The sequence below is a fragment of the Jiella mangrovi genome, from assembly GCF_017815135.1.
GTDB classification, from domain to species: Bacteria; Pseudomonadota; Alphaproteobacteria; order Rhizobiales; family Rhizobiaceae; genus Jiella; species Jiella mangrovi.
The window spans coordinates 25,727-47,134 of sequence record NZ_JAGJCF010000006.1; the positions used below are offsets into that span (position 1 = coordinate 25,727).

Consider the following 21,408-nt stretch of genomic DNA (forward strand, 5'->3'; position numbering starts at 1 on the left):
GCGGGCTCTGCCGTGTCCAGGCCGTATCTTCGGGATGCTCTGCGTCGTCGAGCGCGATCAGCTCCCGGGACTTGCCCGCATCTCTCGGAAGTCCGCTGCCAGTCCTGCCCTCTGTGCAGCCGACAGGAGAACGCCGTCGTCATCCGCCAGGATATTAACGGCCCTGCCCGAGGCCAGAACGCTCTTCCTGGCGGCCAGTATAATCTGCAGGCCCGCAACATCGATGGCCTTCACGTTGCGAAAATCCAACGTAGATACGCCATTATTCAGTTCGTTCTGAAGAATCGACGTAAATTCCTGGATGGTTCTAATAGTAAAATTTTCAGGAAATTCTACACTCGACATTTTGACACCTACATACCCAGCCGGATCGTGACCAACGTTCGTTGTTTTGGTCTGTGTTATTTGCCCAAAACTCTAAGGCCTGACTTGTTAAGTGAGGCTTAATAAGGCGGTCGGCGTCAACGCTTTTGTCGATTTTGTGGCGGCTGCCGCGAATGTCGTGCCAAGATAGTCCACGCCCGAGGGGCGCGCGTCGGTCCCATCTCGATCTGTTCCTGTGAACTGACGCGATTGATCGGAGCGCTGGCCCAACAGGAAAGCTGAAGCTTACCTTCGAGGACGGGCTGATGGTCGCAGTACCGTCGCCGCCTGCCAATCGGATGGTTTGCCGTGTGAATGCCAGTGCACGGCCGGTCTTTGCGCCATGATTGGCAAAGCCGGTAACGCCGGTCCGTCAGGCGGTTCCGGCCATTGCATCCCCTGCGGCGCAGGCGGCCGGTCGCCGCGTGATGCGTGCGGTCGCCCCCGTATTGTCGTGGCGTCGCCGGTTCCCGATGCGGGCGGTCTGCTCGGCGACCGCGGCGATGCAATTTTCGCAAAGCGGGATGAGTGATGCGGGGTGTGGGACTGTGTTTCGTGCGGCCGGTCTGATCCGACGCAACGGTCTGCTACAGTGTCGAGATCGAGTGACCGCCATCGACGACGATGTGCGAGCCGGTCATGTAGGTGCCGGCGTCGCTCGCCAGAAGCAGAAGGGCCCCGTCGAGATGCGATTTGTCGCCGATCCGGCGCTGGGGAATGCGTTTGAGCATTTCGGCGCCGGCCGGCGATTCGAAGAAGCCCTCATTGATCTCCGTCTCGATATAGCCCGGGCAGATCGCGTTGACGCGGATCTGGTGGCGCGCCCATTCGAGCGCCAGCGAGCGTGTCAGCTGCAGGACGGCCGCCTTCGAGGCGGTGTATGAGGCGAGAGCCCCGGCGACGCGCAGGCCGAGGATCGAGGCGATGTTGACGATCGAGCCGCCCTTGTTCGCCGCGACGAGCGAGCGCGCGGCCTCCCGCGCGACGAGGAACACCCCGCGCAGATTGACGTCGGTTACCTTGTCAAAGTCGCCTACCGACATGTCGAGGGCCTTCGACGGGGCGCTGATGCCGGCATTGTTGATGACGATGTCGAAGGGTCCGCGCTCGGCAAAGAGCGCGACGACCGAAGCTTCGTCGGTCACGTCGAGGGGAGCGGCCTGGGCCTCGCCGCCGGCCTTATCGATCTCGGCGCAGGCCGCTTCGAGCGCGTTCGCCCGCCTTGCCGCGAGCGTCACCTCGGCGCCGGCGCCGGCGAGCACGTGGGCGAAATGCCGCCCGAGGCCGCTGGATGCGCCGGTGATCAGCGCCCGGCGGCCGGAAAGCGCGAAGGCCTCCGCGAATCTGGCTTGAACGTTGTCCATGGCAGTCTTCTCCTCCCTGAGTGGCCCATCTGTAGCATTGGAGCGACGGATCGGCACGCCAAGGGGACGGAGCTGGCGAATCTGGCGGTTTCAGCGCGGCGCCACGGCGCGCAGGTGCGGCATCGACGTGGAAAGCAACGCGCGGACGCGGAAATCGTCGGAAAAGCGTCGCCGTCTCGCAGGCAGGCGGGGCCGCGCTGCCGGTGCGTCCCCTCGCGCGGTCAGACCGCCAGATACTGGTTGCGCACCGCCTCGTTCGCCTCGAGCTCGGCGATCGTTCCGGAAAAGCGGATGCGGCCCTTTTCCAGAATATAGGCCCTGTCCGAGATCAGCCGGGCGAAATGCAGGTTCTGCTCGGACAGGAGAATGCCGAGGCCTTCCTTTTTCATCTTCAGGATAGCATCGGCCATCTGCTCGATGATCTTCGGGGCGAGACCTTCCGAGGGCTCGTCGAGAAGGACGAGTGAGGGATTACCCATCAGCGTGCGGGAGATGGTCAGCATCTGCTGCTCGCCGCCGCTCATCTGGCCGCCGGGGCGCTTGCGCATTTCGGCAAGGTTCGGGAAGAGCTCGTAGAGCCTTTCCGGCGTCCAGGTGGTGACGCCGTCGCGGGGCGGCTGCCGGCCGACCTCGAGGTTTTCCTCGACGGTCAGTTCGCCGAACACCCGCCGGTCCTCCGGCACGTAGCCGAGGCCGCGCCTTGCGATCTCGTAGGTCGGCAGGCGGGAAATCTCCTCGCCCTCGAAGCGGATTTCGCCCTCGCGCCGGCCGACGAGCCCCACAAGCGACTTGAAGGTGGTAGACTTGCCGGCGCCGTTGCGGCCGAGAAGCGCCACGACCTCGCCGCTGCCGACGGTGAAGCCGACGTCGAAGAGGATCTGCGCCGGGCTGTAGAAGCTGTTCAGCTTGCCGACGTCGAGCTTGATTGCAGCACTCATCGCACGCTTGCCTTTCCGGCGGCGGCCGCCTGATCGTAGACGAGGCCCTCGCCGAGATAGACGGCCCGCACCTGCGGGTCGTTGCGCACGGCCTCGGGCTCGCCCTCGGCGATCAGCTGGCCGCGATTGAGGACCATGATCCTGTCGGCATGGGCGAAGACGACGTCCATGTCGTGTTCGGTGAAGAGGACGCCGATCTGGCGCTCCTTGGCGATCCGGGCCGTCAGCGCCATCAGTTCGATCCGCTCCATAGGCGCCATGCCGGCGGCCGGCTCGTCCATCAAGAGAAGCTTGGGATCATTGGCGAGCGCCATGGCGAGTTCCAGCCGCTTGACGTCGCCATAGGCCATGTCGGCGCAGGGCCGGTCGGCGAAATCGGCCATGCCGATGAGGTCGAGCACCGCTTCGGCCTCGGCCCGGTGGGCCTTGCCAGCGCGGGCGAGAAGGCCCCAGCCGGCTTGATGGGAGGCGAAGACCGCCTCGACGTTTTCCCGCACGGTCATCGACTTGAACACCTGCGCGACCTGGAACGTCCGGCCGACGCCGAGCCGCCAGATCTGGCGCGGCGACAGGCCGGCGACGTCGCGGCCGAAGATGCGCACACGTCCCTCATTCGACGGGATCTGGCCGCCGACCATGTTGAAGCAGGTGCTCTTGCCGGCCCCGTTCGGGCCGATCAGCGCCAGCATTTCGCCGGGCATCAGGCTGAACGTCACGCCCGAGACGGCCTGGACGCCGCCATAGGACTTCGAAAGGTTCTCGACTTCGAGGAGGGGTGCGTTGCTCATCGCGATGCCTCCGCCGAAAGGGCAACGGGCCGGGACGCCTCGCGTCTGCCGCGCCAGCGCTCGAGCGAGCCGCTGGTGAAAGACGACAGCGAGCCGACGATGCCCTGCGGGAAGGCGACCACGAGGAAGACGATGAAGCCGCCGAGGACGAGACGCGAAAGATCGGTTTCGCTCATCAGCCAGATCGTTGCCATGGTGTAGACGATCGCGCCGACGACCGAGCCGGACACCGTGGCGACACCGCCGAGAAGCACCATGACGAGGGCGTCGATCGAGGTCGGGATCGCCAGGGCGTCGGGGAAGATGCTGCCCTTCAGGAAGGCGAAGAGCGCACCGGCGAGACCGGCCGCGGTGCCGGAAATCGCGAAGGCGACATATTGCGTGCGCTGGCGCGAAATGCCGATCGATTCCGCCCGCACGCTCGAATCGCGCACCCCGCGCAGCCGGTAGCCGAAGGGCGAGAAGACGAGGTGGCGCAGGATGAGGACGGTCAGGACGGCGGCGGCGAGCGTCAGCCAGTAGAAGGCGGCCGGCGAGGAGGCCCATTCGGACGGCCAGACGCCGAGAATGCCGTTGTCGCCGCCGGTGACCTCGACCCACTGGAAGGCGATCGACCAGGTGATCTGGGCAAAGGCCAGCGTCAGCATGGCGAAATAGACGCCCGACAGCCGGACGCAGAACCAGCCGAAGACGAGGGCGCCGACGAGGCCGGCCAGGGGCCCGACGATCAGGGCGAGTTCCATCGGCAGCTGGAACCACTGGATGGCGAACGCCGCACCATAGGCGCCGAGGCCGAAATAGGCGGCGTGGCCGAAGGAATCGAGGCCGCCCGTCGACATCTGGAATTGCAGGCTCATGGCGAAGATCACGGCGATGAGGATCTGCGCCCCGATGCTGAGGCCATAGGGCCCGAGCACGGCCGGCAGGGCCGCCGCGAGGAGAACCGACGCTGCGACGAGAACCGCCATTGTCGGCGACCAGGGGTGCCAGGGCCGGGTCGTTTCGCCGATGGTCTTGGCGTCCGTCGAGACCGGCTTGCCGAGAAAGCCCCAGGGCCGCAGCACCAGGACGACGGCCATGACCAGGAACATCAGGACGAGGGAAATGCCCGGCAGGACGAGGATGCCGAAGGCGTTGAGCTCGGCGATGAGGACGGCGGCGAGGAAGGCGCCGGTGATCGAGCCGAGGCCGCCGATGACGACGACGACGAAGACTTCCGCGATGATGGAAAGGTCCATCAGATGGTTGACGGCCGTGCGGGGGATCTGCAGCGCTCCGCCGAAGGCGGCGAGAAAGATGCCGAGGGTGAAGACGCCCGTGAAGAGCCATTTCTGGTTCACGCCGAGGGCGGCGACCATGTCGCGATCTTCCGTCGCGGCGCGCACGAGAACGCCCCAGCGGGTGCGATGCATGAGCAGCCACAGCGCGCCGAGGACGAGCGGCCCGAGGATGATCAGCAAGATGTCATAGGTCGGCACCGGCAGGCCCATGACCTGGACCGCGCCTTGCAGCCCGGGCGCGCGCGGGCCGACGAGATCCTGCGCCCCCCAGATCATGTGGACGATGTCCTGGACCATCAGCGTCACGCCGAAGGTCGCCAGCAGTTGGAAAAGCTCGGGCGCCTGGTAGATGCGTCGCAGCAGCAGCATCTCCAGAAGCGCGCCGATCGCGGCGACGATGATCGCCGCGAGGAAGATGCCGGCCCAGAAGCCGACGACGCCTTCGAGCCGCAGCGTCAGCGAAAAGGCCACATAGGCGCCCAGCATGTAGAAGGCGCCATGGGCGAAGTTGACGATGCGCGTGACCCCGAAGATCACCGACAGGCCGCAGGCCGCCAGGAACAGCGACGCCGCATTGGCAAGTCCGGTCAGGAACTGCACGACATAGAGGGACATTTTTATTCGGTTCCTGATCCGATCCTATTGAACGCAGGCGGACGTGCTCAGCCCTGGGGCCTGAGCTTCTTCACTTCCTCGTCGGAGGGCAGGTAGTCGGCGCCGTCCTTGTAGGTGAAGTCGACCATCACGCCCTTGCCGTCCTTGACGGCGGTCTTGCCGACGAAGCTGCCGAACGTCGACTGATGGTCGATGGCCCGGATGGTGATCTCGCCGAAGGGCGTATCGACCTTCAGGCCCTTGGCGGCGGCGATGAGGTCTTCGGCCTCGGTCGACTTCGCCTTCCTGAGGATCTCGGCGACGGTCTTCAGCTCGATATAGCCGGCGACGGAGCCAAGATAGGGGTGCTCGCCATACTTGTCTTCATAGGCCTTCTTGAAGGCGTTGTGCTCCGGCGTGTCGATCGAATACCAGGGGTAGCCGGTGACGATCCAGCCTTCCGGCGCCTCGCCTTTCAAAGGCTCGAGATATTCCGGCTCGCCGGTGAGGAAGCTGACGACCGAGCGGTCCTTGAACAGGCCGCGGGTCGTACCTTCGCGAACGAACTGGACGAGATCGGCGCCGAACTCGACATTGAGGATCGCCTCGGGATTGGCCGCGGCCAGCGCCTGGGCGACCGCGCCGCCGTCGATCTTGCCGAGCGGCGGCCACTGCTCGGCGACGAATTCGACGTCGGGCCTCGCCTTCTTGAGAAGTTCCTTGAACACCGCGACGGCCGACTGGCCGTATTCGTAGTTCGGCGCGACGGTGGCCCAGCGCTTGGCCGGCAGCTTCGCCGCCTCTTCGGCGAGCATGGCCGCCTGCATGTAGTTCGAGGGGCGGAGGCGGAACGTATAGTCGTTGCCCTTCGACCAGATCATCGCGTCGGTCAGAGGCTCGCCGGCGACAAAGACCACCCGCTTCTGCTTGGCGAAGTCGGCGATGGCCAGGCCGACATTGGACAGGAAGCCGCCGGTGATCAGCGCGACGCCGTCGCGCGAGACCAGCTCGTTGGCGGCGGTGATCGCCGCCCCGGGCTTGCCGCCGTCGTCCTTGGAGATGACGACGAGCTTGTCGCCATTGATGCCGCCATTGGCGTTGACTTCCTCGACGGCGAGCTGCCAGCCCTTGCGATAGGGCTCGGTGAAGGCGGGCAGGGCGGAATAGCTGTTGATCTCGCCGACCTTGATGTCGGCAGCCCGACCGGCAGAGGCCGAGGCCATCAGGCCGGCGCCGAGCAGCGCGGCAAAGCAGACCGTTCGAAACAGTGTCTTCGTCATTTCCAGCCTCTCATCCAGTTGTTGCGGACGCCGCGATTTTCGGAATTGGCGGATCTTACGCCCGGCGCCGTTGATGTTCGTATACAAACAATCTTGATGCTCTCCGTCAAGCCAATTCGAAGCGGCGCCTAATCTTTCATCACATCACGGCCGATCGACGGCGGCATCGCAGGGAGCGCCGATCTTCGGGTCTGGCGGCAACAGCGCGCTTGCCTGACAAGATCGTCCACGCACCCCAGCCGACGCCGCGATCCGCGGCCGAATGCGCCGCCACGAACGCCGACTTTCTCGAAAATTCGCGCCGTTTAAATCTTGGTAACAGAGCAACCTTGGCGTCGGGGAGCCATTTTCGCCTGTATCGGGCTCGAGCTTGAGCCCGCGATGCTTCGGCTCGAGGCATTCGATACACAAGGCCGAATAGACGACCGATGCCGGGGATCCATGTCCCGGGCTCGGCACGCCACGGTGACGTCAACCTCCCATCGAGGCAAAAGCCATGACCCATCGATCCATCTTCAGGAACCACCGCGCGGCCGCCTGTCTCGGCGCCGCCATCATCGCCGTTCCGCTCGCGGCCTATCCCGTTCTGGCAAGCTCCGCCGGCGAGACGGCGTCGTCTGGCTCGCAGACCCCGGTCGACGCCAAGGTGACGACCGACATGCATGCCGATTCCTACGCCCCGATCGTTTCTGCCGACAAACCGGCGGTGGTGACGATCATCTCGCATATGGACAAGGATTCCTCGCCCGCGGCGGAGCGGGAAGGCGGCCGGCGGGATCCGCGGCAGATGCCGTTCGACGAATTCATGCGCCGCTTCTTCGGCGACAACGGCCAGGGCATGCCGTTCGGTCCCGGACAGAGCCCGTTTCAGGAGGCGCCGCACCACGAGATGACGGCGCTCGGCTCCGGCTTCATCATCAACAAGAACGGCACGATCGTCACCAACAATCACGTCGTCGACGGCGGCACGGATCTGAAGGTCATTCTCGACGACGGAACCGAACTCCCCGGCAAGGTGATCGGCCGCGATCCGAAATCCGATCTCGCGGTGGTCAAGGTCGATGCCGGCCATGATCTGCCGGTCATCAGCTGGGGCAATTCCGACGATCTGAAACTCGGCGACCACGTGCTGGCGATCGGCAATCCCTTCGGCATCGGCACCACCGTGACGTCGGGTATCGTCTCGGCGCGCGGGCGGGATCTGAACGGGGGGCCCTATGACGACTTCATCCAGGTCGACGCGGCGATCAACACCGGCAATTCCGGCGGCCCGCTGGTCGCCATGAACGGCCAGGTGGTCGGTATCGATTCGGCGATCTATTCGCCGAACGGCGGCAATGTCGGCGTCGGCTTCGCCATTCCCTCCGACGAAGCCAAGGGCATCGTCCAGAAGCTGATCGAGCACGGTTCGATCCAGCACGGCTTCCTCGGGGTCGAAATCCAGCCGGTGACCGACGACATCAAGAACGCCCTCGGCCTCGACAACAAGCAGGGCGCGCTGGTCGCCAGCGTGAGCGACGGGTCGCCCGCCTCCGAGGCCGGCATCAAGCCCGGCGACATCATCGAATCCATCGATGGCAAGTCCGTCGCCGATGCACGGGCGCTGTCGCGCGACGTCGCCGATCTGACGCCCGACACCAAGACTGAGGTGAAGGTCCTGCGCCAGGGTGACGAGAAGACGCTGCCGATCACCATCGGCAACATGAAGGATGCCGACGAGGTGGCCTCGAACGATGCCGGCGATAGCGGCCAGAGCGGCTATTCCGGCGGTCGGTCGGTGCTAGGAATGCATCTCGGTGCCCTCGACGACCAGACGCGCAGCGAGTTCGGCCTGTCCGACGACGACTCGGGCGTCGTCGTCGAGAAGGTCGATCAGGACAGCGCGGCGGCCGACGACGACATCGAGCCCGGCGACTTGATCGTCTCGGTCAACCAGGTGCCGGTGAAGCATGCCAGCGACGTTGAGAAGGCCGTGCGCAAGGCCCGCGACGACGGGCGCAAGCAGGTGCTCCTGCTCGTCGAAAGGGGTGACCAGACGCAGTTCGTCGCCCTGCCGACAAAAAATGGCTGATGAGCCGGAACGAGGGCGGGTGGAACGCTTGCGGAAGCCGGCGTTCCACACGGCCCTTGGCCGCAGGCGCCCGTTTCGACGGGCGAAGCTGTGGCCGATGCGGCGATCATGCGCGAGGATGGCGGTCTTGACCGGGATCGGCGATCGCCGTCGGTGCGATGGTGCGGGCGCGATGATCCGGGCCGCCCAGCGGCTCAGGCGTCGCGCTTGGCGATCCAGTCGTGGTCGGGATGGTTCTTGAAGCGCCATTTGCGCAAAGGGCCGGCCATGACGTTGAGATAATACATCTCGTAGCCGTATGGCGCCGCGCAGGGGTGATGGCCTTTCGGCACCAGCACCACGTCGTGGTTGGAGACGCTCATCGTCTCGTCGAGCGTGCCGTCCTCGGTGAACACCCGCTGATGGCCATAGCCCTGCGCCGGGTTCAGCCGGTGGTAATAGGTCTCTTCCAGATACGTCATGTCCGGAAAGGCGTCCTCGTCGTGGCGATGCGGCGGATAGGACGACCAGTGGCCGGCGGGGGTGAAGACCTCCGTCACCAGCAGCGAGTCCGCGACGTCGCGCTCCTCCATGGCGATGGCGTTGATGTGGCGAAGGTTGGTGCCCTTGCCGCGGTTCGCGAGCGAAATGCCTTCGGGGCCGATGCGTTTCGCCTCATGGTCGCCGGAGCCGGGTGCGGTGCAGACGGCGAGGGTGCAGGCCGTGGTGGCCGTCGCCGACCATTCGCCCCCGTTCGGCACGTAGAGGCAATGGGGCGGGGTCTTGTCGAAGACGTCCATGCGATCGCCCATCTCGCCGAAGTCTTCGCCATTCGCCGAGAGCTTCGCCTTTCCTTCGACGAGGACGAGGATCGCCTCGCGGCTCCCCGTCGCCTCGCCGGCGCTTTCGCCGGGCGCGAGACGATAGAGCGAAAAGCCGACATAGGCCCAGTCCGGTGCGAGCCCGCTCCTGGCGCTTTCGGGGGTGATGGCGTGGACCTTGCCGGTGGTGCCGGCGGGTTTGCGCAACAGATCGCTCATCTCAGCGCTCCTTTTCGTCATTCATCGTCTTCCCAATCCGAGTGGCACGGCGCTTCGCCCTGCCGCCCGATCTCTCACGGGAGAGGGCGCCCGCTCACGACGCTTCGGAGAGCCCTGCCTCTTTTGCCAGCGCCTTGAGGGTCTTCAGCCCCAGCGACTGATACTCGACCGGCTCGCGAACCGCGGGGTCCTGCTCGGCCTCGATGACGATCCAGCCGGCATAGCCGTTGTCGGCGAGCAGCTTCAGGCAGGGCGCGAAATCGACGCCGCCCTCCGCGTCGCCCGGCACGGTGAAGACGCCGCGCCTGACACCCTCCAGAAAGGACAGCCCGTCACGGCGGACCTCGGCCATCACCTCGGGCCTCACGTTCTTCGCATGGAAATGCGAAACGCGGCCGATATGCTTGGCGAGATAGGGCGCCGGATCGACGCCGTTGCCGCCGAAATAGAAGTGCCCGGCATCGAAGAGCAGCCGCGTCGCCGGGCCGGTATGGGCCATGAACAGGTCGAGCTCGGCCGGCGTCTCGACCACCGTTCCCATGTGATGGTGATAGACCAGCGGCACGCCCTCGGCCGCGCAGTGCTCCGCCACCTGCTCGACCTTCTCGCCGAACTCCGCCCAGCGCTCCTTCGGCAGCACCGGCGAGGCGGCAAGGCTGGCGGCATCGTTGCCGTGGATGGCGTTGGACGTCTCGCAGGCGATGCAGACCGTGCAGCCCATCGCCTTCAGCCGGTCGAGATGCGGCTGGATCAGCGCGATCTCCGCCTCGGCCGACTGGGTGAGGAGATTCATGGAATACCAGGCGGAGACGAAAGCGAGGCCATGCGGCTCCAGCGTGGCTTTCAGCTCGGCCGGATCCCAGGGCATCTTGTGGCCGTTCTCGATGCCGGCAAAGCCGATTGCGGCGGCCTCCGAGAGACAGGTTTCGAGAGGGATGTCGGCCCCGAGGGTTTGGTCGTCATCGTTCGACCAGGCGATGGGGTTGGTGCCGAAGCGGATCATTTGTGGGGTCCTGTTGGAGGGGCGATCTGGTTTTCTTAAGGTTCAGGATGCGGTTGCGGGATTGTGCTTCGAACGATCGGCCGCGCCGCACCCCCCTCTGCCTGCCGGACTCCGGGGCGAGCCGCCGGTCTCGCCCGTCCTTCGCCCCCTCCACAAGGGGAGAGATCGATGGTTGGGGTCGTCCGCGCCTCTTGCGGCGTTGCAAAGGAGGAGCGAACACCAACGCGCCGTCATTCTCGGGCCCCGTCCCGAGAATCCAGAGCAACGTTGGCGGCAGGGCATTTTTCGTTCCATGTTCAGGCGTTTGTGGCGCACTCCTGGATTCTCGGGACGGGGCCCGAGAATGACGAAGCCGCAATGTTTGCGGCCACTCCTGACCCGATATTCGGATGAAGATCGGAGGGGTAGAGACGCTGGCGAGATGTGTTCGGAACTCGCGGGAAAGAAGCGCGCCAAGGCCGGAAGCTGCCGATCTCCCCCCTTGTGGGGGGTCCGAAGGACGGGCGAGACCGGCGGCTCGCCCCGGAGTCCGGCAGGGCAGAGGGGGGCGCGCCGGGCGCGGCAATGGACGGCGTTTCGTCAACGGACTGCCCCTTACCCGCCCGCCCGCATCTTCACCTCCCCCTCATAGGCCTTGCGCGCCTCAAGAACCTCCTCGCGTGTCGACACCTCCGGCACCGCGACATCCCACCAATGCCCACCCGGCTCGGTCGAGGGATAGGGATCGGTGTCGATGACGACGACGAACGGCCCCGCCGCCTCTTTCGCGCGCTCGAGCGCGGCTTCCAGCTCGGCGATCGAGGCGACGTGGACGGCCGCCGCGCCCATCGAGGCGGCGTGGGCGGCGAAGTCGATGTTGGAGGGCTGCGCGTGCTCGGCATGGTCGAGGAGATTGTTGAACTCCGCCCCGCCGGTCGCCATCTGCAGCCGGTTGATGCAACCGAAGCCGCGATTGTCGGTGATCACGAGGGTGATCTTCAGGCCGAGCATGACCGCCGTGGCGAGTTCGGAATTCGCCATCATGTAGGAGCCGTCGCCGAGCATGCAGACGACGTCGCGCTCGGGCTCGGCCATCTTGATGCCGATGGCGCCGGCGATCTCGTAGCCCATGCAGGAAAAGCCGTATTCCATGTGATAGGCGCCGGGCCGCGGCGCCTTCCACAGCTTGTGGAGCTCGCCCGGCATGGTGCCGGCCGCGCACATGACGACGGTGTCATCGCCGCTCGCCCGTTGGACGGCGCCGATGACCTGGGCGTCGGTCGGCAGTTCGTTGCCTTGCGGGGCGGCGGTCAGCGGATCGACGGCGGCGAACCATTCTTGCTTGAGCGCCGAGTTCGGGCCTGAGAAGCGGAGGTCGCCGAGCGCCTCCGACAGCATTTCCAGGCCGACCTCAGCATCGCAGCACAGCGGCTCGGCGCCGTGCTTCATCGCGTCATAGGCGGCGACATTGAGCGAGACGAGCCTGCGCTCCGGATTGCGGAAGAGGTTCCACGAACCCGTCGTGAAGTCCTGAAAGCGCGTGCCGACGCCGAGGACGAGATCGGCCTCCGCGCAGGCGACGTTCGCCGAAGACGAGCCGGTGACGCCGACGGGGCCGAGATTCATCGGCTCGTCCCAGGCAAGGGCCGACTTGCCGGCCTGGCTCTCGACGACCGGGATCCGGTGCTTTTCCGCAAACGCCTTCAGCGCATCCGTCGCGCCGGAATAATGCACGCCGCCACCGGCGACGATCACCGGCTTTGCGGCCGCCTTCAGGAGATTGAAGACGGCGGCGAGCTCCACCGGGTCGGGATAGGGCCGGCGGATGCGCCAGACCTTCGGCTCGAAGAAGCTCGCCGGGAAATCATAGGCCTCGGCCTGGACGTCCTGGCAGAAGGCAAGGCACACCGGGCCGCACTCGGCCGGATCGGTCATTGTACGGAAGGCGCGGGGAAGGGCGGTCAGCAGTTGTTCGGGCCGCGTGATCCTGTCGAAATAGCGGGTCACCGGCCGGAAGCAGTCGTTGACGGAGATCGTGCCGTCGCCGAAATCCTCGACCTGCTGGAGGACCGGATCGGGGCCGCGATTGGCGAAGACGTCGCCGGGGATGAGCAGCAGCGGCAGGCGGTTGACATGGGCGAGCGCGGCGGCCGTCACCATGTTGGTGGCGCCGGGGCCGATCGAGGAGGTGACGGCCATCGCCCGCCGGCGGCCGGACTGTTTGGCATAGGCGATGGCGGCATGGCACATCGTCTGCTCGTTGTGGCCCCGATAGGTCGTGATCATCTCCCGCTCGGCGTGGAGCGCCTCGCCGATGCCGGCGACGTTGCCATGGCCGAAGATCGCCCAGACCCCGGCGAGGAAGGGCTCGCCCGCCTCGGTCATCTGGACGGAGAGATATTTCACCATCGCCTGGGCGGCGGTCAGCCGGATCGTCGTCATCGGGTCGTCTCCCCGCTGGATGTCGTTGCTGCCGCCCGCGCCTCGTCCCAGAGGGCGCAGAGGCGGCCGTATTTTTCCGCCATCGTCGCTATTGCATCTTCCGGCGACAGCGCCCCGGCGAGATAGGCCCTGGCGGCCTCGCCGAAGATCGTCCGGCCGACGGCAAAACCCTTCACCAGATCGAAACGCGCGGCGGCGGAAAAGCTCGCCTTCAGTGCCTCTTCGGGCGCATCGAGCCCCAGCATGACGATGCCGCGCACATGGGGGTCGTTCTCGGCGATGGCGGCACAGGCGTTTTCCCACGCCGCTTCGCTCGCCATCGGTTCGAGCTTCCACCAGTCGGGATAGATGCCGAGGTCGTAGAAGCGGCGGATCACCTCCGCCGTGGTGTCGTCGTCGACGGGGCCGGCCTTGGAGGGGATCACCTCCAGCAGGAATTCCAGCCGGTTGCGGCGGCAGGCCTCGAAGAGCCTCGCGACGCTCGCCTCCTGCTCGGCCCACATCTCCTGATCGTCGTCCGGATGGCAGAAGCAGAGGCATTTGACCACATGCTCGGCCGGCCATTCGGCCAGCCCACCGCAGTCGAGGCCGATCTCCGGCTCGAACATCAGCGGGCGCGAGCCCGGCCATTCGACGGGCCGGCCGATCCAGAGGCCACGGCCCGCCGCGCGGTAAAGCGCCTGGCGGCCGAGCCGGCCATCGCACAGAAGGCCGTAGCCTGGGCGGCCGGCCTGAACCTGAAGCGCGGCATCGAGACAGAGCTGCTTGAAGGCGCCGATCCTGTCGGGAGTGGCGCCAGGCAGGTCCTCCAATTGCATCCGATGGTCGAAGGCGAAGACCCGCATGGTGGACCAGTCGCCCTTGCGGTTGGTCGACCAGTGGATCTGTTCGAGCTCGGCGTCCTTCCTCAGCGCCTTATCCTCCACGCCGCGCTTCAGGAAGAATTCCAGCTCGGCGAGGGAGGGATAGGCCGGTGTGCAGCCATGGCGCGAGACGGCGAAGGCGCCGCAGGCATTGGCGTATTCGAGGGACCGTGGCCAGGCCTCGCCGTCGAGCCAGCCCTTCAAAAGCCCCGACATGAACCCGTCACCGGCGCCCAGAACGTTGAACACCTCGATGGGAAAGCCGGGCCCGGCTTCGCCATCGTCGAGGCTTTCCGGAATGTCGCCGGTGAAGGCGACGGCGCCCGCCGCCCCGCGCTTGCAGACGAGGGTTGCGGCGGAGACGGCGCGGACCGCCTTCAGCGCGGCGATCGTATCGGTCGTGCCGCCGGCGATGTGAAACTCTTCCTCGGTGCCGACGATGAGGTCGAAGAAATGCAGCGTCGCCTGCAGCTTGGTCGTCACCGCCTCGGAAGCGATGAAGCGCTCCTCGCCGGCGCCGTGGCCGGCAAGGCCCCAGAGGTTGGGCCGGTAGTCGATGTCGAGGGCGGTTCGCGCGCCGTGCTCGCGGGCGAGGCGCATGGCCTTCAGCACCGCCGCCTCGGTCTGCGGATGGCTGAGATGGGTGCCGGTGGCAACGACCGCCCGGGCCCTGGCGATGAAGCCTTCGTCGATGTCGGCTTCGCACAGCGCCATGTCGGCGCAGTTCTCGCGGTAGAAGATCAGCGGGAACTGGGTGTCGTCGCGGATGCCGAGGATGACGAGGGCGGTGAGCCGCTCGGGATCGGTGACGACGCCGGTGGTGTCGACGCCCTCGCGTTCGAGCTCCTCGATCAGGAAGCGGCCCATATGCTCGTCGCCGACGCGGGTGATCAGCGCCGATTTGAGGCCCAGCCGCGCCGTGCCCGTCGCCATGTTGGTGGGCGAGCCGCCGACATATTTATCGAAGGAGCGCATATCCTCCAGCCGCCCGCCGACCTGCCCGCCGTAAAGATCGACGGAGGAGCGGCCGATGGTGATGAGATCGAGATCCTTCGCCATCATACCGTTCCGCCGAGCGAGCCTTCGAGCTCGGCCATCTCCTGGCCGCCGGCCATCATGTCCTGCAGCTCGTTGCCGGTGATGTCGCCGCGTTTTGCGGTGCCGAGCGTCTTGCCGCGGTTGAGCACGGTGAAGCGGTCGCCGACGGCGAGCGCGTGGCGGACGTTGTGGGTGATGAAGACGACGGCGACGCCCTGCTTGCGCACCCGGTCGATGGTGGCCAGCACGTTCGAGGTCTGGCGTACGCCGAGCGCCGAGGTCGGCTCGTCGAGGATCAGCACCTTCGCGCCGAAATAGACGGCCCTGGCGATGGCGACCGTCTGGCGCTCGCCGCCCGACAGCGTGCCGACGGCCTGGTCGGGGCCGCGCAGATTGATGCCGAGTTCGCGCATCGCCCGCATGGTCTCGTCATTGGCCTTCTGCATGTCCATCCGCTTCAGCGGCCACCGCCCCTTGGTCGGCTCGCGGCCCATGAAGAAATTGCGGGTCACCGACATCAGCGGGATCATCGCCAGATCCTGGAACACCGTCGCGATGCCGGCATCCATCGCGTCGCGCGGGCTGTCGAAGACCATCGGCTTGCCTTCGAAGAGGATCTCGCCCTTGGTCGGCTTGTGAACGCCGGACATGGTCTTGATGAAGGTCGACTTGCCGGCGCCGTTGTCGCCGAGGAGGCAATGGCACTCTCCGGCGACGACGTCGAAGCTGACGCCGGCAAGGGCGATGATGTTGCCGAAGTGCTTCTCGATTTTGTCCATATGGACGATCGGGGTCGCCTCGCGGCCGTTGGTGGCGGGGGTCTTGTCGGCCATCTCAGCGCTCTCCCGTCACGCGTTTGCGGATGAAGTTGTTGAACAGGACCGCGGCGAGCAGCATGGCGCCGAGGAACACCTGGTACCAGTCCTGGTCGAAATTGGTGTAGGTGAGGCCGATCGTGACCATGCCGAAGATGATCGCGCCGAAGAAGGCGCCGATCGCCGAGCCGTAGCCGCCGGTCAGAAGGCAGCCGCCGATGACCGCCGCGATGATCGCCTCGAACTCCTTCATGAAGCCGCGCCTTGCATCGGTGGAGCCTGCGTCGATCACGGTGATGATCGCGACCAGCGTGGCGCAGCAGGCGGTGAGGACGAAGAGCGAGATCTTGACCTTTCGCACCGGCACGCCGGAATTCGACGCGGCGTTCTCGTCGCCGCCGGAGGCGAAGATCCAGTTGCCCTGGGGCGTGCGCAACAGGACATAGGTGGCGATCAGCGCGAATGCGATGAACCAGAGGATCTCCACCGGGATGCCGGGTACCTTGGTGGTGCCGTTCGGAAAGGTGTCGATGACGCCGATCTTGCCGAGATAGGTGAAGAGGCCGGTGAAGGCGTTGCCGGAAAAGATCGGCGCCAGCCAGTCGCCGGAGAGCGCGTCGCGGACGCCGCGCAGCTGGGTGGAGCCGCCGGTGGCGATCTTGAGGCCCACCAGCGAGGCGCCGCGCAGGATGAACAGGAAGGCGAGCGTCACGATGAAGGACGGCAGGCCGGTCTTCAGGACGATCGTTCCGTTGAGGACGCCGAGTGCCGCGGCAATGGCGAAGGTCGCTGGGATGGCGATGACGAGCGGCATGCCGAAGGTGACGACGAAGGCGCCGAAGATCAGGCCCGAAAAGGCCACCATCGAGCCGATCGACAGGTCGAACTCGCCGGCGATCATCAGCATCGCGGCGCCGATGGCGAGAATGCCGAGCTGGGCTGCCGGGGTCATGAAGTTCATCACGCCCGACAGCGTGAACATCGTCGGGCTGGCGGTGAAGAGGAAGAAGATCGTCACCGCGATGGCGCCCGCGACGGCGCCGAGTTCCGGCCGCTTCATCAGCGTCGTGACGACGCCTTCGCGTTTCAGCCGCTCGTCAGCGACGATGGGGGCAACGTCTGCCATGGCATGTCCTTCGGATTGGATGCGCCCGGGCGTGGCGCGTGGCCTTTGGCCTCGTTCTGTCCTGCAAGCCTTGTCAGACGGGCCAGCCCGCGCCTTCGACGTCGCGGCGCGCTTGCAAAAACGATGTTCCCGCCGGCAGGAATTGCCGGGCTGCTGGGGGCCGCGGCTTCAACGCCGCGACTCCTTTGTTCCGATCGCCCCGAGGCTTCCGGTGTCTAGCGGATGCCCTTGGCGGAAAGCTCGATGACCTGGCTCGCCTTGTCCTTGGTGATCAGGTTCGGGCCCGAGGCGACGTCGCTCGCCGGGATCAGCCCGTATTTCGCGTACATGTGCAGGAAGACGACGGGAAGATAACCCTGCAGATACTGCTGCTGATCGATGGCGAAGGCCGCCTTGCCGTCCGCGACGTCCTTGAGGAAGCCGGCCGAAAGATCGAAGCTCGCCACATTGACCTTGCCGCCGCGACCCACTGCCTCGACCGCCTGGACAGCGGGCTCGCCGACGGTGGCGGCGCCGAGGCCGAGAATGGTGTCGATGTCGGCATTGGACTGCAGCGCCGCCTGGACCTTGGACTTCACGTCCGTCGGATCGTTCGACGTCGGCAGCACCTCGACCTTGCCGCCGAAGCCTTCCTTGAAGCCGGCGCAGCGCTGGTCGAGGGAAACGTTGCCGACTTCCTGATTGACGCAGAGAGCGTCCTTGCCGCCCATCTCCTTGAGCTTTTCGCCCGCCCTCTTGCCGGCGGTGAACTCGTCCTGACCGACATGCAGAAGCGCGCCGAGCTTCTTCGACACGTCGGAGCCGGCATTCATCGAAATGACCGGGATGCCGGCCTGGACGGCCCGCTCGATCGACGGGCCGAGAGCATCCGCATCGGGGATCGAAACGACGAGGCCGTCCGGCTGCTGGTTGACCGCGGCGTCGATGAGCTGGCCCATCTTGACCATGTCGAAGGTCTCCGGCGCCCGGTAGTCGACATCCGCGCCGGTCTCCTTCGCCGCTTCCTCGACGCCGTTCTTGACCACCGACCAGAACGGATCATTGGCCTGGCCGTGGGTGACGACGATGATCTTTTCGGCGGCGGCGGGGCCGGCGACCGACAGTGCGACGGCGGCAGCCGCCAGCGTTTTCAGAAGTGTCATGTTCCGATGTCCTCCCTCGGATGATCGTAGGCATGGTGGAAACGAGCCGGCGCGCGGCGCGGCTTGCGGTATCGGCCGACCCGGCCGAACCCGTCGTCTTCCGAGCCGCCTCCCGGTCGGCCCGTCGTGGAAGATTTATTCTATTTTCACCCAGAAAGCCGCTTTGTCAATCGCGTTCTTTGTGCATGCCGCCGACCGCGACGGCGAGCGTGGTCGCCAGCGTCATGGCGGCGGTGGGGACGCGGAAGGCGCCGACATCGACTTCGCGGGCGACCAGCAGCACCTTGGCGTCGGACTTCAGCGGGCAGTCGGCGGTGTCGCTGAGGGCGACGACCGGGATGCCGCGCTTGGCGGCGCGGCCGGCGAGCTGCAGCGTTTCCTGGGAGAATGGCGCGAAGCTGACGGCAAACAGCGCATCCCCCGTCCGGATGGCGTGGTCGCTCTCGATCTGGCCGGAGGTTCGGTGGATCACCGTCGGCACCTGCATCTTGTCGAGCATGTAGCCCATGTAACTGACGATGGAGAAGGCGCGGCGAAGGCCAACGAGATGGATCGTGCCGGCCGATGACAGCGTCTCGCAAGCCAGAGCGAGTTTCTGCTCGTCGAGGCCGTTCATCAGCGAAACCAGCGACTTGTGGCCGGCCTCGGCAAGGCTTGCGGCGAGCGATGCCGGCCCCGGCCCGCCCCGCTCGCGCAGCTGCGAAAGCCGCTCGGCATAGTCGGGTCGGAACTGGGTGTATTCGGCGCGAAACAGCGCCTGCATGTCGGAATAGCCGGAAAAGCCGAGCGCCTGGCAAAAGCGCATGAAGGCCGAGGGCTGGACGCCGGCGCCGGCCGCGAGATCGGCGACGGTGGAGACCGCGACGAGATGGATGTTGTGGCGCAGGAACTCGGCGCATTGCACCAGCCGTTTCGGCAGGCTGGCGCCGATGCCGTCGAGCCGGTCGAAGAGTTCCGAAACACTTGCCGGGGCCCTGGTCTGTTCGCCCGCCGTCGATGCCATGCCGTTCTCCATCTTGACAGCGGCATTATACAGGCGCATCCCGTTGATGGAATAGATATTCCAAATCTACCGTCGAAATCTGGGAGGATGCATGTCGATCGGTCTCGGGCTCATCGGCACGGGCTTCATGGGCAAGGCCCATGCGCTGGCCTATCGCGCCGCCGGCGCGGTGTTCGGCGATCTGCCGGACGTCCGGCTGGCGCTCCTCTGCGATACGCCGGCGGACAAGGCGGCAACGATGGCGAGACAGTTCGGCTTCGCCGCCGCCACCGACGACTGGCACGTCCTCGTCGAAAGTCCCGAGGTCGCCATCGTCTCGATCACCACGCCCAACGGGATGCACAGAGAGATGGCGCTGGCGGCGATCGCGGCGGGCAAGCACGTCCACTGCGAAAAGCCGATGGCGCTGACTCTGGAAGACGCTCGGGAGATGGAGGCGGCGGCGCGGGCGGCGGGCGTTCGCACCATCGTCGGCTACAGCTACATCCACAATCCCGCCTTCGCCCATGCCAAACGCCTGATCGCCGAGGGCGTCATCGGCCGGCCCGTGCATTTTCGCGGCGTCGTCGACGAGGACTATCAGGCCGATCCGGACCTTCCCTGGACGTGGCGGGCCAAACGCGCGGATGCCGGCCTCGGCACGCTCGGCGATCTCGGCTGCCATCTCGTCTCGATGGCCATCGGCCTGATGGGCGAGGTGGAAAGCCTCGTCGCCGACACGCAGATCATCCACGCGACGCGGCCGCTCGCCGATGGCTCGGGGCAGGGCGCCGTCGAGAACGAGGATGCCGCGACGGCGATCCTGCGCTTTGAGAGCGGCGCACAAGGGGCCTTGTCCACCTCGCGCTCGGCCTGGGGCCGCAAGAACAAGCTCGACTTCGAGGTGCACGGGACGCGCGGCATGATCGCCTTTTCCCAGGAGCGGATGAACGAGCTGCAGCTTTATGTGAACGACGGCCCCCGCGCGCAGCAGGGCTTTCGCACCATCCTCTCGGGTCCCGAGCATCCGCCCTACGGCGCCTTCTGCCCGGCGCCCGGCCATCAGCTCGGCTTCGGTGACCTGAAGACCATCGAGGCCGCCTCGTTTCTGCGCGCCATCGCCGCGGGCGAGCCGGTCCATCCCGATTTTGCCGCCGCCCTCGGCTTCGAGGCGGTGATCCACGCCATCGACGTCTCGGCCCGCGAGGGCCGGCGCGTCCAACTCTGACCCCGTTTGATGGTCCGCGAGAGGCGGGCCGGGAGGATCCCATGAAAGTCGCACTCTTCGGCGCCGGCCGCATCGGCAAGGTCCACGCCGCCTCGATCAAGGCCGATCCGCGATCGGAGCTCGTCGCCGTCACCGACCTGATGGCCGAGGCTGCGGAAAGTCTGGCGAAGGAACACGGCATCGCCGCCCGCTCGCCCGAGGACATCCTCGCAGATCCTGAAATCGACGCGATCCTGATCGCCTCCTCGACCAACACCCATGCCGACCTCATCGAAAAGGGCGTCGCCGCGAAGAAGGCGATCTTCTGCGAAAAGCCGATCGACCTGTCGCTGGAGCGCGCCCTGAAGGTGCGCGAGATCGCGGCCGGGGCCGCAAAGCCGGTGATGCTCGGCTTCAACCGGCGGTTCGATCCGAACTTCGCCGCCATCAAGATGGCGTTCGATGCCGGCGAGATCGGCAAGGGCGAGATGCTCGCCGTCACCTCCTACGATCCCGCGCCGCCGCCCGTCGCCTATATCAAGGTCTCCGGTGGGCTCTATCGCGACATGATGATCCACGATTTCGACATGTGCGCCTTTCTCTTCGGTCTGCCGGAAACCGTCATGGCGCATGGTTCGGCGCTCGTCGATCCGGCGATCGGCGAGGCCGGCGACGTCGACACGGCGGTCGTCGTCCTCACCTATGCCGACGGGCGGCTCGCCACCATCCGCAACTCCCGCCGGGCCGCCTTCGGCTACGACCAGCGGGTGGAACTTCTCGGCTCGGACGGCATGCTGGAAGCGAGGAACGAGATCGAAAATACGGTGGTGAAATCGACCGCGGCGGGCGTCTCGTCGGCCAAGCCGATGTTCTTCTTCCTCGAACGCTACATGCGGGCCTATCAGATCGAATGGGCGGCCTTCGTCGATGCGGTCGAGGGCGGCAAGCCCGTTCCGGCCACCGTCGAGGACGGCGTCAACGCGCTGGCGCTCGCGGAAGCGGCGAACCGATCGCTGCAAGAGGGCCGCCCCGTCGCACTTTCCGAGGTGATGGCGGGCGCCTGACCATGGCCTTCGCCCTTGCCGCCTGTGCCGAGATGCTCTGGCGGGACCTT

Annotated in this window: 17 protein-coding genes; 3 read left to right on the plus strand and 14 right to left on the minus strand. The window is 66.2% G+C overall.

Going from position 1 to position 21,408, the window contains the following annotated elements; genetic code table 11:
• Positions 1 to 57 precede the first annotated feature (57 nt).
• The 6 genes from J6595_RS10705 to J6595_RS10730 all read right to left on the minus strand — a co-directional run bounded on the left by J6595_RS10705 (position 58) and on the right by J6595_RS10730 (position 6,607).
• Positions 58 to 345: an STAS domain-containing protein gene (locus tag J6595_RS10705; RefSeq protein ID WP_209594552.1), complete on the minus strand. Its 288-nt coding sequence runs from the start codon at positions 343 to 345 to the stop codon at positions 58 to 60.
• A gap of 605 nt (positions 346 to 950) precedes the next feature.
• A complete protein-coding gene (locus J6595_RS10710) occupies positions 951 to 1,727 on the minus strand; it encodes an SDR family NAD(P)-dependent oxidoreductase (protein ID WP_209594553.1) in 777 nt (258 codons plus the stop codon).
• 221 nt (positions 1,728 to 1,948) lie between these two features.
• A complete protein-coding gene (locus tag J6595_RS10715) occupies positions 1,949 to 2,653 on the minus strand; it encodes an ABC transporter ATP-binding protein (protein WP_209594751.1) in 705 nt (234 codons plus the stop codon).
• Positions 2,654 to 2,661: 8 nt separating this feature from the next.
• On the minus strand, positions 2,662 to 3,453 hold the full coding sequence (locus J6595_RS10720; protein WP_209594554.1) for an ABC transporter ATP-binding protein: 792 nt from the start codon (positions 3,451 to 3,453) through the stop codon (positions 2,662 to 2,664).
• Positions 3,450 to 5,348 carry an ABC transporter permease gene (locus J6595_RS10725; protein WP_209594555.1) on the minus strand — a complete coding sequence of 633 codons (1,899 nt, stop codon included), beginning with the start codon at positions 5,346 to 5,348 and terminating at the stop codon, positions 3,450 to 3,452. The genes J6595_RS10720 and J6595_RS10725 overlap by 4 nt, the downstream gene beginning before the upstream one ends.
• 47 nt (positions 5,349 to 5,395) lie before the next feature.
• On the minus strand, positions 5,396 to 6,607 hold the full coding sequence (locus J6595_RS10730; RefSeq protein WP_209594556.1) for an ABC transporter substrate-binding protein: 1,212 nt from the start codon (positions 6,605 to 6,607) through the stop codon (positions 5,396 to 5,398).
• Positions 6,608 to 7,103: 496 nt separating this feature from the next.
• Here J6595_RS10730 and J6595_RS10735 point away from each other — a divergent pair, with 496 nt between their 5' ends.
• The gene (locus J6595_RS10735) at positions 7,104 to 8,678 is read left to right on the plus strand and encodes a Do family serine endopeptidase (protein WP_209594557.1); all 1,575 of its coding nucleotides are present in this window, start codon (positions 7,104 to 7,106) and stop codon (positions 8,676 to 8,678) included.
• Positions 8,679 to 8,872: 194 nt separating this feature from the next.
• Here the strand turns inward: J6595_RS10735 and iolB are convergent, their stop codons facing one another.
• The 8 genes from iolB to J6595_RS10775 all read right to left on the minus strand — a co-directional run bounded on the left by iolB (position 8,873) and on the right by J6595_RS10775 (position 19,108).
• Positions 8,873 to 9,697, minus strand: coding sequence for a 5-deoxy-glucuronate isomerase (gene iolB, locus J6595_RS10740; RefSeq protein ID WP_209594558.1), 825 nt, complete (start codon positions 9,695 to 9,697; stop codon positions 8,873 to 8,875).
• 94 nt (positions 9,698 to 9,791) lie between these two features.
• Positions 9,792 to 10,700 carry a myo-inosose-2 dehydratase gene (gene iolE / locus J6595_RS10745; protein WP_209594559.1) on the minus strand — a complete coding sequence of 303 codons (909 nt, stop codon included), beginning with the start codon at positions 10,698 to 10,700 and terminating at the stop codon, positions 9,792 to 9,794.
• A gap of 594 nt (positions 10,701 to 11,294) precedes the next feature.
• Complete coding sequence (gene iolD, locus J6595_RS10750; RefSeq protein WP_209594560.1) at positions 11,295 to 13,121, minus strand: 3D-(3,5/4)-trihydroxycyclohexane-1,2-dione acylhydrolase (decyclizing); 1,827 nt, start codon at positions 13,119 to 13,121, stop codon at positions 11,295 to 11,297.
• Complete coding sequence (locus tag J6595_RS10755) at positions 13,118 to 15,043, minus strand: bifunctional 5-dehydro-2-deoxygluconokinase/5-dehydro-2-deoxyphosphogluconate aldolase (protein ID WP_209594561.1); 1,926 nt, start codon at positions 15,041 to 15,043, stop codon at positions 13,118 to 13,120. Before J6595_RS10755 ends, iolD begins: the two co-directional genes overlap by 4 nt.
• Positions 15,043 to 15,855 carry an ATP-binding cassette domain-containing protein gene (locus tag J6595_RS10760; RefSeq protein ID WP_209594562.1) on the minus strand — a complete coding sequence of 271 codons (813 nt, stop codon included), beginning with the start codon at positions 15,853 to 15,855 and terminating at the stop codon, positions 15,043 to 15,045. Before J6595_RS10760 ends, J6595_RS10755 begins: the two co-directional genes overlap by 1 nt.
• Before the next feature lies 1 nt (position 15,856).
• Positions 15,857 to 16,963 carry an ABC transporter permease gene (locus J6595_RS10765; protein ID WP_209594563.1) on the minus strand — a complete coding sequence of 369 codons (1,107 nt, stop codon included), beginning with the start codon at positions 16,961 to 16,963 and terminating at the stop codon, positions 15,857 to 15,859.
• Between the two features lie 215 nt (positions 16,964 to 17,178).
• The gene (locus J6595_RS10770; protein ID WP_209594564.1) at positions 17,179 to 18,105 is read right to left on the minus strand and encodes a sugar ABC transporter substrate-binding protein; all 927 of its coding nucleotides are present in this window, start codon (positions 18,103 to 18,105) and stop codon (positions 17,179 to 17,181) included.
• 166 nt (positions 18,106 to 18,271) lie between these two features.
• A complete protein-coding gene (locus J6595_RS10775; RefSeq protein ID WP_209594565.1) occupies positions 18,272 to 19,108 on the minus strand; it encodes a MurR/RpiR family transcriptional regulator in 837 nt (278 codons plus the stop codon).
• Positions 19,109 to 19,199: 91 nt separating this feature from the next.
• On the opposite strand from J6595_RS10775, the gene J6595_RS10780 reads away from it, so the two are divergent.
• Together J6595_RS10780 and iolG are read left to right on the plus strand one after the other, a co-directional pair.
• The gene (locus J6595_RS10780) at positions 19,200 to 20,315 is read left to right on the plus strand and encodes a Gfo/Idh/MocA family protein (protein WP_209594566.1); all 1,116 of its coding nucleotides are present in this window, start codon (positions 19,200 to 19,202) and stop codon (positions 20,313 to 20,315) included.
• Between the two features lie 41 nt (positions 20,316 to 20,356).
• On the plus strand, positions 20,357 to 21,358 hold the full coding sequence (iolG, locus tag J6595_RS10785) for an inositol 2-dehydrogenase (protein WP_209594567.1): 1,002 nt from the start codon (positions 20,357 to 20,359) through the stop codon (positions 21,356 to 21,358).
• The last annotated feature ends 50 nt before the right edge of the window (positions 21,359 to 21,408 follow it).

Bases quoted from the DNA above. Each gene is read 5' to 3' on its own strand.
- J6595_RS10765 (WP_209594563.1), bottom strand. From the start codon at position 16,963: ATGGCAGACGTTGCCCCCATCGTCGCTGACGAGCGGCTGAAACGCGAA.
- J6595_RS10755 (WP_209594561.1), bottom strand. From the start codon at position 15,043: ATGGCGAAGGATCTCGATCTCATCACCATCGGCCGCTCCTCCGTCGAT.
- J6595_RS10780 (WP_209594566.1), top strand. From the start codon at position 19,200: ATGTCGATCGGTCTCGGGCTCATCGGCACGGGCTTCATGGGCAAGGCC.
- J6595_RS10735 (WP_209594557.1), top strand. From the start codon at position 7,104: ATGACCCATCGATCCATCTTCAGGAACCACCGCGCGGCCGCCTGTCTC.
- J6595_RS10720 (WP_209594554.1), bottom strand. From the start codon at position 3,453: ATGAGCAACGCACCCCTCCTCGAAGTCGAGAACCTTTCGAAGTCCTAT.
- J6595_RS10710 (WP_209594553.1), bottom strand. From the start codon at position 1,727: ATGGACAACGTTCAAGCCAGATTCGCGGAGGCCTTCGCGCTTTCCGGC.
- J6595_RS10725 (WP_209594555.1), bottom strand. From the start codon at position 5,348: ATGTCCCTCTATGTCGTGCAGTTCCTGACCGGACTTGCCAATGCGGCG.
- iolD (WP_209594560.1), bottom strand. From the start codon at position 13,121: ATGACGACGATCCGGCTGACCGCCGCCCAGGCGATGGTGAAATATCTC.
- iolE (WP_209594559.1), bottom strand. From the start codon at position 10,700: ATGATCCGCTTCGGCACCAACCCCATCGCCTGGTCGAACGATGACGAC.
- J6595_RS10730 (WP_209594556.1), bottom strand. From the start codon at position 6,607: ATGACGAAGACACTGTTTCGAACGGTCTGCTTTGCCGCGCTGCTCGGC.
- iolB (WP_209594558.1), bottom strand. From the start codon at position 9,697: ATGAGCGATCTGTTGCGCAAACCCGCCGGCACCACCGGCAAGGTCCAC.
- iolG (WP_209594567.1), top strand. From the start codon at position 20,357: ATGAAAGTCGCACTCTTCGGCGCCGGCCGCATCGGCAAGGTCCACGCC.
- J6595_RS10705 (WP_209594552.1), bottom strand. From the start codon at position 345: ATGTCGAGTGTAGAATTTCCTGAAAATTTTACTATTAGAACCATCCAG.
- J6595_RS10760 (WP_209594562.1), bottom strand. From the start codon at position 15,855: ATGGCCGACAAGACCCCCGCCACCAACGGCCGCGAGGCGACCCCGATC.
- J6595_RS10770 (WP_209594564.1), bottom strand. From the start codon at position 18,105: ATGACACTTCTGAAAACGCTGGCGGCTGCCGCCGTCGCACTGTCGGTC.
- J6595_RS10775 (WP_209594565.1), bottom strand. From the start codon at position 19,108: ATGGCATCGACGGCGGGCGAACAGACCAGGGCCCCGGCAAGTGTTTCG.